The 11,726-nt window shown below is 66.6% G+C and carries 14 protein-coding genes; 3 read left to right on the forward strand and 11 right to left on the reverse strand.

All coding sequences use genetic code 11. The features are described 5' to 3' along the window. Nucleotides 1-19: 19 nt before the first annotated feature. From ureG to IE266_RS05340, 7 genes are all read right to left on the reverse strand, one after another. On the reverse strand, nucleotides 20-649 hold the full coding sequence (ureG, locus tag IE266_RS05310; protein ID WP_189679004.1) for an urease accessory protein UreG: 630 nt from the start codon (nucleotides 647-649) through the stop codon (nucleotides 20-22). Then, nucleotides 646-1,299 (reverse strand): urease accessory protein UreF, encoded by a 654-nt coding sequence (locus tag IE266_RS05315; RefSeq protein ID WP_189679464.1) that lies wholly within the window; start codon nucleotides 1,297-1,299, stop codon nucleotides 646-648. The genes ureG and IE266_RS05315 overlap by 4 nt, the downstream gene beginning before the upstream one ends. Before the next feature lie 109 nt (nucleotides 1,300-1,408). Beyond that, on the reverse strand, nucleotides 1,409-1,861 hold the full coding sequence (gene ureE, locus IE266_RS05320) for an urease accessory protein UreE (protein ID WP_189679465.1): 453 nt from the start codon (nucleotides 1,859-1,861) through the stop codon (nucleotides 1,409-1,411). A gap of 8 nt (nucleotides 1,862-1,869) precedes the next feature. Beyond that, a complete protein-coding gene (locus IE266_RS05325; protein ID WP_189679005.1) occupies nucleotides 1,870-2,472 on the reverse strand; it encodes a hypothetical protein in 603 nt (200 codons plus the stop codon). 406 nt (nucleotides 2,473-2,878) lie between these two features. Then, nucleotides 2,879-3,106, reverse strand: coding sequence for a hypothetical protein (locus IE266_RS05330; RefSeq protein WP_229863902.1), 228 nt, complete (start codon nucleotides 3,104-3,106; stop codon nucleotides 2,879-2,881). Nucleotides 3,107-3,241: 135 nt separating this feature from the next. Continuing rightward, nucleotides 3,242-4,978, reverse strand: coding sequence for an urease subunit alpha (gene ureC / locus IE266_RS05335; protein ID WP_189679006.1), 1,737 nt, complete (start codon nucleotides 4,976-4,978; stop codon nucleotides 3,242-3,244). Nucleotides 4,979-4,988: 10 nt separating this feature from the next. Next, nucleotides 4,989-5,330, reverse strand: coding sequence for an antifreeze protein (locus IE266_RS05340; RefSeq protein WP_229863903.1), 342 nt, complete (start codon nucleotides 5,328-5,330; stop codon nucleotides 4,989-4,991). Between the two features lie 149 nt (nucleotides 5,331-5,479). On the opposite strand from IE266_RS05340, the gene IE266_RS05345 reads away from it, so the two are divergent. Beyond that, on the forward strand, nucleotides 5,480-6,313 hold the full coding sequence (locus IE266_RS05345) for a c-type cytochrome (RefSeq protein ID WP_189679007.1): 834 nt from the start codon (nucleotides 5,480-5,482) through the stop codon (nucleotides 6,311-6,313). A 23-nt stretch (nucleotides 6,314-6,336) separates the two neighbouring features. Here IE266_RS05345 and IE266_RS05350 read toward each other — a convergent pair whose 3' ends face one another. Genes IE266_RS05350 through IE266_RS05365 form a run of 4 tightly spaced genes read right to left on the reverse strand, consistent with a single transcriptional unit; the run spans nucleotide 6,337 to nucleotide 7,910 of the window. Continuing rightward, a complete protein-coding gene (locus IE266_RS05350; protein ID WP_189679008.1) occupies nucleotides 6,337-6,642 on the reverse strand; it encodes an urease subunit beta in 306 nt (101 codons plus the stop codon). Continuing rightward, the gene (locus IE266_RS05355) at nucleotides 6,639-6,809 is read right to left on the reverse strand and encodes a hypothetical protein (RefSeq protein ID WP_189679009.1); all 171 of its coding nucleotides are present in this window, start codon (nucleotides 6,807-6,809) and stop codon (nucleotides 6,639-6,641) included. The genes IE266_RS05350 and IE266_RS05355 overlap by 4 nt, the downstream gene beginning before the upstream one ends. Before the next feature lie 12 nt (nucleotides 6,810-6,821). Then, nucleotides 6,822-7,124, reverse strand: a complete 303-nt coding sequence (locus tag IE266_RS05360) for an urease subunit gamma (RefSeq protein WP_189679010.1) — start codon at nucleotides 7,122-7,124, stop codon at nucleotides 6,822-6,824. Between the two features lie 3 nt (nucleotides 7,125-7,127). After that, the gene (locus tag IE266_RS05365) at nucleotides 7,128-7,910 is read right to left on the reverse strand and encodes an urease accessory protein UreD (RefSeq protein ID WP_189679011.1); all 783 of its coding nucleotides are present in this window, start codon (nucleotides 7,908-7,910) and stop codon (nucleotides 7,128-7,130) included. A 457-nt stretch (nucleotides 7,911-8,367) separates the two neighbouring features. On the opposite strand from IE266_RS05365, the gene urtA reads away from it, so the two are divergent. Next, nucleotides 8,368-9,645 (forward strand): urea ABC transporter substrate-binding protein, encoded by a 1,278-nt coding sequence (gene urtA / locus IE266_RS05370; RefSeq protein ID WP_189679012.1) that lies wholly within the window; start codon nucleotides 8,368-8,370, stop codon nucleotides 9,643-9,645. Nucleotides 9,646-9,704: 59 nt separating this feature from the next. Continuing rightward, entirely contained in the window at nucleotides 9,705-11,657 is a 1,953-nt protein-coding gene (gene urtB, locus IE266_RS05375) for an urea ABC transporter permease subunit UrtB (RefSeq protein ID WP_229863929.1), read from the forward strand. Nucleotides 11,658-11,726: the final 69 nt, after the last annotated feature.

Genomic DNA, 11,726 nt, shown 5'->3' on the forward strand with positions numbered 1-11,726 from the left:
GGCCTTGATGTCCGGGCGTCTAGGCCGCCTGGCCCGGATGCAGGCCGCCCATCGTCTCGATATCGGCGATGACACGGTCGAGCCCCTTTCCATGGCGCAGCGCAGTGAAATGGAATGGGCGGCCGGCCCGCATCCTGATGCTGTCGCGCTCCATTACCTCAAGCGAGGCACCAACATGGGGGGCAAGGTCGGTCTTGTTGATGACCAGGATGTCCGAACGGGTAATCGCCGGCCCGCCTTTGCGGGGAATCTCCTCGCCGGCGGCCACGTCGATGACATAAATGGTGAGGTCGGCGAGTTCGGGCGAAAAGGTCGCGGACAGGTTGTCGCCGCCGGATTCGATCAGCACGATGTCGAGCTCGGGATGCCGCTCGCGCATCTTTGCTACCGCCGCCAGGTTGATCGAGGCATCCTCGCGGATCGCGGTATGCGGGCAACCCCCTGTTTCGACACCGAGAATTCTGTCGGCGGGCAGCACCTGCAGTCGCAGCAGCGCCTCGGCGTCCTCCTGCGTGTAGATGTCATTTGTGATCGCAGCGATCGAGTAGCGGTCGCGCAGGGCGCGGCAAAGCGCGGCGGTCAGCGTGGTCTTGCCGGCGCCGACCGGGCCGCCGATGCCGATGCGCAGAGGGCCGTTCGGAGAGGTCATGTGCGGAACATCCTGGAATATTGGGTTTCGTGGTTCATCGAGGCGATGTCAGCGGCAAATACCGCGCCGCCGAGGTCGTCGAGCGGGGTGTCGAGTGTGTCTTTGCAGAGCCGGTCTATGAGAGTGCTGGTTGCCGCGAGAATGGCCTGGCCCTCGGTCTGGCCCAAGGGGGTGGCGCGCACGGCGGCCGACGTCAGCGCGGCGGCAAAGGCGTGGAGATACATCCGGGCGGTCGCCTCCAGCGGCAGGCTGCAGGCACGGGCCGCGGCGCCAACGGCCACCGGATATACCAGCGGCGGCAGGTCGAGGGACCAGACGGCATTGACGGCCCGGACGAAGGAGGCGCCCTGTTCGGCCGTCTCGGTCAGCCGTTCGGCCGAGGGGGCGAGCGCGCGGGCAAGCGTGTCGAGGCCGGCCGGATCTTCGCCGCGCCAGGCATGGGCCAGGAAAATGAGGTCGTTGCGACCACTGCCCTGGGCCAGGACATGGGCGATCCAGCGTTCCACCGCCGCCGCGGAACGCAACTGGCCTGCGCTGATCACCCAGTCCAATCCATGGCTGAAGCTGAATGCGCCAATCGGGAAGGCAGGGGAGAACCATTGTGCAAGCGTGAGCAGCGCCGCATCCGTGCCGAGGGGCGCCGGGGGCATGGCGCTGCGCGGCATTCCCGTCACCGTGCCGCTGGCCAGGCCTTTGCCAGCCGGACCGGCCGCCCGGGCACTCGTCCCCTCCGCACCGGCCCTCGCGGCAATGATATGGTCAGTGTTCGTGGCCATGGGTCCGGCCATGCCCGTAGGCACCGCCCTCGGGGGTGAAGGGTTCGACCACCTCGCGCAGTTGGGCACCGAGATGGGTAAGCATGTCGAGCAGGACGTGGTTGCGCTGGATCAGCAGGCGGTCGGGCTCGATCTGGCAGGGGGTGTGGCGGTTGCCGATATGCCAGGCGAGGCGGACGAGGTCGTCGCCCCGGACCTCCAGCAGTTCCTCGGCCGCTGCCTGCACGGCGATCAGCCGGCCGTCGCCCAGTTCGAAGGCGTCTCCCTGGTCGACCGACTCGGTGTGTTCGAGATCGACGAGAAAGCGACTGCCTTCGCCGGTGGTCAGCACTTTCCGGCGCAGGAAGCGTTCGTCGTAGGTCAGCGTGCAACTGGCGACGGGACCGGACCAGTGGCCCTTGCGGCGCAGCTGTCGGGAGGCGGGAAGTTCGGTCACAGGTTCAGTCACTGGGAGGTCTCTATGCTGATGTAATCGTAGATGTCCGAGCCGTCCTTGTCGTGGAACTCGGCCAGGTAGGAGAGCCCGAGTTCGGGCAGGAAATGCAGCACGTCGTGCCGCTGTTCGTCGTCCAGTTCGGGATAACGGATTGTGATCGGGATCATGTCATAGTTGCAAGCCCCATAGGACTGCCAGGTCATCTCGCCAAAGGCGTAGTGCTGCCGTTCGGTCGCGATATGACCCTCGCCATAAGTTGCGGCCGTCACCGACCATTCGCCGCCAGAAGCGGGCAGAGGAAGTTCCGAAGGCGGCTGGGGAAAACTGTAGGTGGTCCGGGTCGTGAAATCGGGCTTGCCATTCTCGAGGGTCACCACCTCGAGCAGGTAGATCCCGCGGGCGAGCAAGGTGCGGGAGGCCTGGTCGGGCTCGTAGGCGAAAAGGCCCTGGATCAGGCCGTTGTCGAGGCGTCGGAAGGACTCGGTTTCGCCGGTCGACAGGCGGAAGGTGACGCCAGAGGTCATGTCCGCGCCGGTCGGGCAGCCGGCCTGGGCGCCCCCGGCGATGCCAGTGGCAGCAAGAAGGAGAGCGGTCAGCGGGAATCGGATCATGCGGCAGGCCCATCTGTTATGGTTCGGGCCAGACTATCGGATAATGCTGCGCATGACAGGAATTTGCGGGGGCCGCCGCATCGGGCCGGGGGGCGCGACAACTTGGGGCGAGACGTCCCGACAGGGGAAGCTCCGCGCCGGGCCGGGGAGCGGTTGATGCAGCCGCGAGGCGCTGCAGCCCCAGGGGCAGGGCCAAGGCTCGACGCATTGCGCGACGTCTCCATCACCACCGGTCGGCGCATAAGGAGGATTGCGAGCGCGAAGGCACAGGAAGGCCGCAACTCACCCTGTGAGCCTCTGGCCAACGTCCGGGCAAAAGACCAGCCCGGACAGGCCCGCCTCAGGTCGGGCCGGTCCGCTGGCCGTGGGACCGCGTCAGGCCGGCCGCGACGGGCCGGCGGGGCAATCAGACGTAGAACAGGTCGCGGAAGACGTGGTAGGGAATGTCTTCGCGGCGCAGGCCCTTGGCGGCCAGCTGTTCGTCGGTCAGCGCGTTCAGCGCGTTGATCTCGGCCGAGCGCGAGCGTTGTTCGGCATAGGCGCGAAAGCCCCGGCCGAGTGCGTCGAGAAAGCCTGCGAAACCCTGGCTGGAACGGCCGGACTTGATGGCTTGCTGCGTGACTGCGGTATTCATATCTGGAAACCTCGTTGACTGTTGGAGCGGGTTCCCCCCCTTGCCAACCAAGGTAGGCCAGAATGCTGCGGTGCAGTAGTGCAGTTGCAGCATACCTATTATGCAGTTGCAGCATTTGTGCCGTGGCCAGTTGATTCAAAACAGGAAATAGCGCTGCGCCATGGGCAGAACCTCGGCCGGCTGGCAGGTCAGAAGCTCTCCGTCGGCGCGCACTTCATAGGTTTCGGGGTTCACCTCGATATGCGGCGTGGCCGAATTCAGCACCAGGTCGGACTTGCCGATATTGCGGGTATTGCTCACCGCGACGGTCTGCTTGGCCAGGCCCAGCCGCGCGCGAATCCCGCTGTCCTGGGCCGCGGCCGACACGAAGGTGACGGCCGAATGCTCGACCGAACGGCCATAGGCGCCCCACATCGGCCGGGTATAGACCGGCTGCGGCGTCGGGATCGAGGCATTGGGGTCGCCCATCTGGGCGCAGACGATGGTGCCGGCCATCAGCACCATCTCGGGCTTCACCCCGAAGAAGGCCGGGTTCCACAGCACCAGGTCGGCGCGCTTGCCCTCTTCGATGGACCCGATCTCGCGGCTGATGCCATGGGCGATGGCCGGGTTGATGGTGTATTTGGCGATATAGCGGCGGACGCGGAAGTTGTCGTTGTCGCCCTGTTCCTCGGGCAGGCGGCCGCGCTGCTTCTTCATCTTGTCGGCGGTCTGCCAGGTGCGGATCAGCACCTCGCCCACGCGTCCCATCGCCTGGGAATCGCTCGCGATGATCGAAAACGCGCCCATGTCGTGCAGGATGTCCTCGGCCGCGATGGTCTCGCGCCTTATCCGGCTTTCGGCGAATGCCACGTCCTCGGGGATCGACTTGTCGAGATGGTGGCAGACCATCAGCATGTCGAGGTGCTCTTCCAGCGTGTTCACCGTGAAGGGCCGGGTCGGGTTGGTCGAGCTTGGCAGCACGTGCTGCTCGCCGCAGACGCGGATGATGTCGGGCGCATGGCCGCCGCCCGCGCCCTCGGTGTGGAAGGCGTGGATGGTGCGCCCCTTCATCGCCTTCAGCGTATGCTCGACGAAGCCGCTTTCGTTCAGCGTGTCGGTGTGGATCATCACCTGCACGTCCATCGCATCGGCCACCGAGAGGCAGCAGTCGATGGCGGCCGGCGTGGTGCCCCAGTCCTCGTGCAGCTTCAGCGCGCAAGCGCCGCCCAGAACCTGCTCCTCGAGCGCGGCGGGCAGCGAGGCATTGCCCTTGCCGGCGAATGCCAGGTTCATCGGGAAGGCATCCGCCGCCTGCAGCATCCGCGCCATGTGCCAGGGGCCCGGTGTGCATGTGGTGGCCAGCGTGCCATGCGCCGGTCCGGTGCCGCCGCCCAGCATGGTGGTCAGGCCCGAATGCAACGCATCCTCGATCTGCTGCGGGCAGATGTAGTGGATGTGCGAATCGAACCCGCCGGCGGTCAGGATCCGGCCCTCGCCCGCGATGGCCTCGGTGCCGGGGCCGACGATGATGTCGACGCCGGGCTGGGTATCCGGGTTTCCGGCCTTGCCAATCTTGTGGATGCGCCCGTCCTTCAGCCCGACGTCGGCCTTGTAGATGCCGGTATGGTCGACGATCAGCGCATTGGTGATCACGGTATCGACCGCGCCCGCCGCCCGCGTCACCTGGCTTTGCCCCATGCCGTCGCGGATCACCTTGCCGCCGCCGAACTTGACCTCTTCGCCATAGCGGGGATGGTTGCCCCCGGCGCCAAGCGCGGTCAGGTCGCGCTCCACCTCGATGATGAGGTCGGTGTCGGCAAGGCGCAGCCGGTCGCCCGTGGTCGGGCCATACATGGCGGCATAGTCGGCGCGGGCGATGCGGGTGGGCATGGGCGATCCTTCAGGGCTTGGGAATGCGGGGGCCGCGCCTGGCAAGGCGGCGGGAATTCTGGCGGGTGCGCTTGCGCAGCGGCTTGATCGAGGCGTGGAGCACCTGCGCGGGCGAACCGCCCCGCGATCCGGCCAGCGTGGCGGCGACAAGCGATTCGGTGAATGCGGGCAGCTTTTCCTCGATCATCCGGCGGTTCTCGGTCGCGGTGACCGACCAGACCCCGGCCATGCCGAGCAGGCGGAAACCGATAACGGCCTGGGTCTCGGCCATCAGCATCATGGCATGGCCGAGGCTGGCCATCGCGTCGATCTGGTGCTGGAACAGGTGGCCGTAGGGGCTGGTGCGTTTCATGGCGCGTCTCATCTCGCTGTCACTGACAAGGGGGAGCCGCCGGATTCATCCGGTGCGGCCTCACAATTCGAGATGGCGCGGGGAAAGGCTCTGGCAATATGCGCGGCAGGCCGGCGCACAAAAACCGGCGATTCGCGGGAGTGATTGCAATGAAAGTCATGACACTGGCCTGTGCCGGCGCCGTTATGGCGGGCATGGCCATGGCCGAAGGCTCGGTCGAGCGCGGCGAATACCTGGTGCGTGGTCCGATGGGCTGCGGCAACTGCCACACGCCGATCGGACCGGCCGGCTTCGAGATGGACAAGGAACTGGCCGGGCGACTGGTCGACGAGAACCCGATGATGACGGCCTATTCCGCCAACATCACCCCGGGCGGGCGGGTGGCGCAATGGAGCGATGCCGAGCTTGGCCGCGCCATCCGCGAAGGCCTGCGTCCCGACGGGTCGCTGATCGGCCCGCCGATGCCCTTTGCCTTCTACCGCAACATCGGTGACGACGATCTCGCCTCGATCGTGGCCTTCCTGCGCACCTTGCCGGCCGTGCAGAACGAACCGCCCGCCAGTACCTACAAGATGCCATTGCCGCCCGCCTACGGGCCGCCGGTCGGGTCGGTCAAGGCACCCGAACCCGGCGTCACGCTCGAGTGGGGGAAATACATGGCCGACCTTTCGCATTGCATGGAGTGCCACTCGCGGCCCGGCGAGATGGGGCCGGATATCGTCAACGGATACGGGCAGGGCGGCTGGGAGTTTCCCGGTCCCTGGGGGCTTTCGGTGGCGCCCAACATCACGCCCCATGCCGACGGGATCGCGGGTTTCTCCGACGACGATCTGAAGAAGATCATCACCACCGGCACACGTCCCGACGGCTCGGCCATGCTGCCGCCGATGCCCTTCCCCTTCCTGGCGAAAATGACCGACCAGGACCTGGACGCCATCATCCTCTACATCCGCAGCGTGCCACCGCTGCCGGATGTCAACTGACGAGGATGGGGGCGGGTATTGCTTCACAGCGCCCCCATCACGTCCTGGTTGAAGCCATAGATGGTGCGCGCGCCCGAAACCGGGATAAGCCGCACGTCGCGGCGCTGGCCGGGTTCGAAGCGCACGGCGGTACCGGCGGCGATGTCCAGCCGCATCCCGCGCGCGGCGGCGCGGTCGAAGTCGAGCGCGGGGTTGGTCTCGGCGAAATGATAGTGCGAACCGACCTGCACCGGCCGGTCGCCGGTATTGGCGACCTGCAGGGTGATCGCCTCGACGCCCTCGTTCAGCACGAGGTCGCCTTCGGCGGGGAAAAGCTCTCCGGGGATCATTTGCGGCTACGCGACCGGGCATAGGCCAGCCCGCCGGCTGCGGCGACCACGGCAAGGCCCATGACCAGGGCCAGCCAGTCGCCGCTGCCATGCGGATGCAGGTGCGCGCCCGGATGGGCGAGGGCGGGCGTGGCGGCGAGACCGGCGAGAAGGGCAAGACGTTTCATCGGGGTATCCTTTCAGCGAATGGGGTTGTGAACGGTGACAAGCTTGGTGCCGTCGGGGAAGGTGGCCTCGACCTGCACGTCGTGGATCATCTCGGGGACGCCCTCCATGCATTGCTCGCGGGTGATGACCTGCGCGCCGGCCTGCATCATCTCTGCGACCGAGCGCCCGTCGCGCGCGCCTTCGACCACGGCGTCGGTGATCAGCGCCACGGCCTCGGGGTAGTTCAGCTTGACGCCCCGGGCGAGCCTCTTGCGGGCGACCTCGGCGGCCATCGCGACCAGCAGCTTGTCCTTTTCTCGGGGCGTCAGTTGCATCGTTCAGAGCATCCATGTTCGGGGAAGGGGGGCGCCCGACAGCCGCTCGATGGCCGGCAGCAGGCTTTGGCGGAGCGTATAGCCATCGCGGGCCAGCACGCGGGCGAAGAGCACGCCGGGGCGGATCAGGCTGGCGCCGCCCGTGGCGGGAAGCAGCGCGCGCAAAGCGCCCAGCTGCGCCTCGGCGGTGTCGCAGACGAAGAGCAGCGAGGCCATCGCGCGGGCGCCGCCGCCGATCGCGGTCTCGTCCAGCTGCGCGTCGATGTCGCCGCCGAGCCGGGTGGCATCGGCAAAGACCAGCGCGCCGTCGCGGCGCACCTCGATACGTTCGCGGAACAGGCCCGATCTCAGCCGCTCGCCCATCGCGGCGCGGCCGAAGATCAGCGGCTCGACCATCAGGAAGCGCGCGCCGGGGGCAAGATCGGCGGTCAGGCGGCGCGACAGGGCGCAGGCGTCGTACAGGATCGTCTCCTGCGGCAGCCAGTCCAGCCGCGCGCCTTCGCCGACTTCCAGCTTGCAGGTCAGTGTGGCAACCTCGCCGGGCTGCGCGCGATAGACCCGCTCGGCAGCCTGGGTCGTCATCACCAGATGCGCGCCGGCCTCGGCCTGCCCCTCGACGGTAAAGCTGTCGCCGCCGGTCATTCCGCCTGCGGTGTTCAGCGTGACGGCGGTCAGCGCGGTGCCGGCGGTGCGCGGCACCAGCACCTTGGAGGCGCCCTGCTGGTAGAGGTCGCTCAGCACCGACCGCCCGTCGCGCAGCCGGGCAGCGACACGCGACCGGCCCACCGCGCGCGGCTGGCGCGCTTCGATCCTCGGCGCGGGAATGGGCGTTGCAATGGTGATCTCCGCCTCCTCTCCTCGGCGCCTGTCCTGAGTCAGGTTTGACCGGGATGAGGGCCGAATTCACGACCGAATTGCCCAAAACGCCCAAATCCGCGCCGATCGCGCCCGAAAAAAGGGCATCTCAGGGGTGATTGCCTAGAAATTAATCGCATCGGACCAAAGTCCGGCGGAATCGGCACATGGATGTTGCCGCATCGCGGCGAGAACGCATGGATGTTGATGCCTGCCTAAGCGTCACCTTGGCGTGAATCGAGAAAAAGCGGGTGTGTGACGTCCTGCATGACTTGGACATCGGGCAAGACGCCACACGGGTGCAACAAAATATGTTGCGGGGGATCAGGTAGAACGAAGCGCCTTGTTCGGCAAGGACCGCTCTCCGTTTCCCCGCCTGGAGGAATACATGACGGTTTTCAAATCCGCATTGGCAGCCGGCCTGGCGCTGGGCGCGCTGGCCCTTCCGGCCTGGGCGCAAGACACCATCAAGGTCGGCGTTCTTCACTCGCTCTCGGGCACGATGGCGATCTCCGAAACCACGCTGAAAGACACCATGCTCATGCTGATCGACGAGCAGAACGCCAAGGGTGGCGTGCTCGGCAAGAAGCTGGAAGCCGTGGTGGTCGACCCGGCCTCGGACTGGCCGCTCTTTGCCGAAAAGGCACGCGAGCTGCTGACGGTCGAGAAGGTCGACGTGATGTTCGGCTGCTGGACCTCGGTCTCGCGGAAGTCGGTTCTGCCGGTCATCGAAGAGCTGAACGGCCTGCTGTTCTACCCGGTGCAATACGAGGGTGAAGAGAGCTCCAAGAACGTCTTCTACACCGGCGCCGCGCCGAACCAGCAGGCGATCCCGGCCACCGATTACTTCCTCGACGAACTCGGGATCCAGAAGTTCGCGCTGCTCGGCACCGACTACGTCTATCCGCGCACGACCAACAACATCCTGGAAAGCTACCTGATCTCCAAGGGCATCCCCAAGGAAGACATCTTCGTCAACTACACCCCCTTCGGCCATTCCGACTGGTCCAAGATCGTGGCTGACGTGGTGGCGCTGGGCGCCGACGGCAAGAAGGTCGGCGTGATCAGCACGATCAACGGCGATGCCAACATCGGCTTCTACAAGGAACTCGCCGCCGCGGGCATCTCGGCGGACGACATTCCGGTTGTCGCCTTCTCGGTGGGTGAGGAAGAGCTCTCGGGCCTCGACACCTCGAACCTCGTCGGCCACCTGGCCGCCTGGAACTACTTCCAGTCCGCCGATGTGCCGGTCAACGAAGAGTTCATCAAGAAGTGGAAGGCCTTCGCCGGCGAGAAGCGCGTGACCAACGACCCGATGGAAGCCCATGTCATCGGCTTCAACATGTGGGTCCAGGCGGTCGAGAAGGCCGGCACCACCGAGGTCGATAAGGTCCGCGAGGCCATGTACGGCCAGGAAACGCCGAACCTGACCGGCGGGATCGCCAAGATGCTGCCGAACCACCACCTGACCAAGCCGGTGCTGATCGGCGAGATCCGTGCCGACGGCCAGTTCGACATCATCTCGCAGACCGAGCCGGTGCCGGGCGATGCATGGACCGACTTCCTGCCGGAATCCGCCGTCCTCGAGTCCGACTGGCCGGGCCTCGGCTGCGGGATGTACAACACGCAGACCAAGACCTGCGTGCAGATCCAGTCGAACTACTGAACCCTGACCAGGCGAGAGGAGGCGTCATGCCTCCTCTCAACACGGGAAATTCATTCATGATGCGCATTCTCCTGGCTCTGGCCGCAGTGCTGTCTCTGAGTCTGCCCGTTTCGGCGCAGGAGGCCCCGGTCCAGGCGCTGCTCCAGCAGCACCGCGACATCATCCTCGAAAGCTCGCGCAAGACCATCGAACCCGCCATCGCCGCCCTTGCTGGCAGCGGGCTTGAGCCGGCCCAGGCCGTGCTGCGGGCCTGGGAAAACAAGGAGATGTGGCTGCGCAGCAGCGACGGCCGCTTCTACCGGGGTGAATCCGCCGGCGGCAAGGTACAGACCCTCTACGATTTCGACAGCGGCACGAAACTCGGCGACGAGCCCGAATCCGCCCTGCAGCAGCTCAAGCCCAACAGCGGCATCCGCGCGCTGCTGCGCGCCGCGCTGGTGCAGTTCCAGCTGAACGATCCGAACCCCGAGCGCCGCCGCGCCGCGCTTCAGACGATCCAGCGCGACGGCGACGCCAGCCACCTCGAACCCCTGCGCGCCTCGATCGAGACCGAGACCGACCCGGCCATCAAGGCGCTGAAGGAACGCACCGAGGCGCTGCTCTCGATCCGCCACGGCGAGAACGAGGCCCGCCGCGTCGAGGCCATCGAGGCGCTGGCCGGCGACATCGCGCTCGACGTGCGCGCCGCGCTGAACCCTCTGCTGGCGACCAGGCTCAAGGCCGCGCCGGGCGCCGTCCCCGAGGGCGAGAACGTCGCCCGCCAGCTCAAACCCGGCAGCACAGCGCTCAGCCGCGACGATGCCTACAGGCTGCTCGCCGAGAGCGGGCTGGCCAAGCCGCATGTGCCCGCCGCCGACCGGCTGGCAGCCCTTGCCGCCAATATCGCCGATGGCCGCGTCGGCGGCGAACTCGTCGCCCGCCTGACCGACCCCGCCGCGCGCGACCGCGCCTATGCGGCGCTCGCCGCCGAAGGCAAGGCGCCGCCCACCGTCACCGATGCGGAGTTCGACGCCGCACTCGACGGCCATGTCTTCTACGAGGTCTACGCAGAACCCTCGCGCGCCGTGACCACGGCCGCCGTCGCCGCCATGTCGGCGATCAACCGCAACGTCGGGATGATGCAGGCGCTCGACCTCGGGCTCGACGCGCTCTCGCTGGCCTCGATCTTCTTCCTCGCGGCCATCGGCCTCGCCATCACCTTCGGCGTGATGGGCGTCATCAACATGGCCCATGGCGAATTCATCATGATGGGCGCCTATACCGGCTACGTGGTGCAGCAGTTCATCCCGAATTACACCGTCTCGATCCTCGTCGCCCTGCCGCTGGCCTTCGCCGTCACCTTCGCCGCCGGCGTGGCGATGGAGCGGCTGGTGATCCGCTGGCTCTACGACCGCCCGCTGGAAACCCTGCTCGCCACCTTCGGCATCTCGATCGCCCTGCAGCAGATCGCCAAGAACATCTTCGGCACCCAGGCCCGCCCGCTCACCGCGCCGGCCTGGCTTGACGGCGCCTGGGTGCTGAACGACGTGGTCGGCATCAGCTACATCCGCATCGCCATCTTCATCCTCGCTCTGATCTTCCTCGCGCTCTTCCTCTTCATCATGAAGAAGACGCGCCTCGGGCTCGAAACCCGCGCGGTGACCCAGAACGCCCGCATGGCGTCGAGCATGGGCATCAACCCCGACCGGGTGAACATGCTGACCTTCGGCCTCGGCTCCGGCATCGCGGGAATCGCCGGGGTGGCCATCGGCCTCTTCGCCAAGGTCACCTCGGAACTGGGCCAGGATTACATCGTGCAAAGCTTCATGACCGTGGTGGTCGGCGGCGTCGGCAATATCTGGGGCGCACTGGCGGGGGCCACGATGATCGGCTTCTTCCAGAAGGGCGTCGAATGGATGAACCCCTCGAACACCCTCGCCGCGCAGACCTACATGATCATCTTCATCATCATCTTCATCCAGTTCCGGCCACGGGGCATCATCGCCCTCAAGGGCCGCGCGGCAGGAGACTGACCATGGCTTCTCTTCTTCATAAATATCTCCGGGGGGAGACGCCCGGCACGGGCGGGGGGGGGGGGGGGC

This window comes from Seohaeicola zhoushanensis (assembly GCF_014656415.1).
GTDB classification, from domain to species: Bacteria; Pseudomonadota; Alphaproteobacteria; order Rhodobacterales; family Rhodobacteraceae; genus Seohaeicola_A; species Seohaeicola_A zhoushanensis.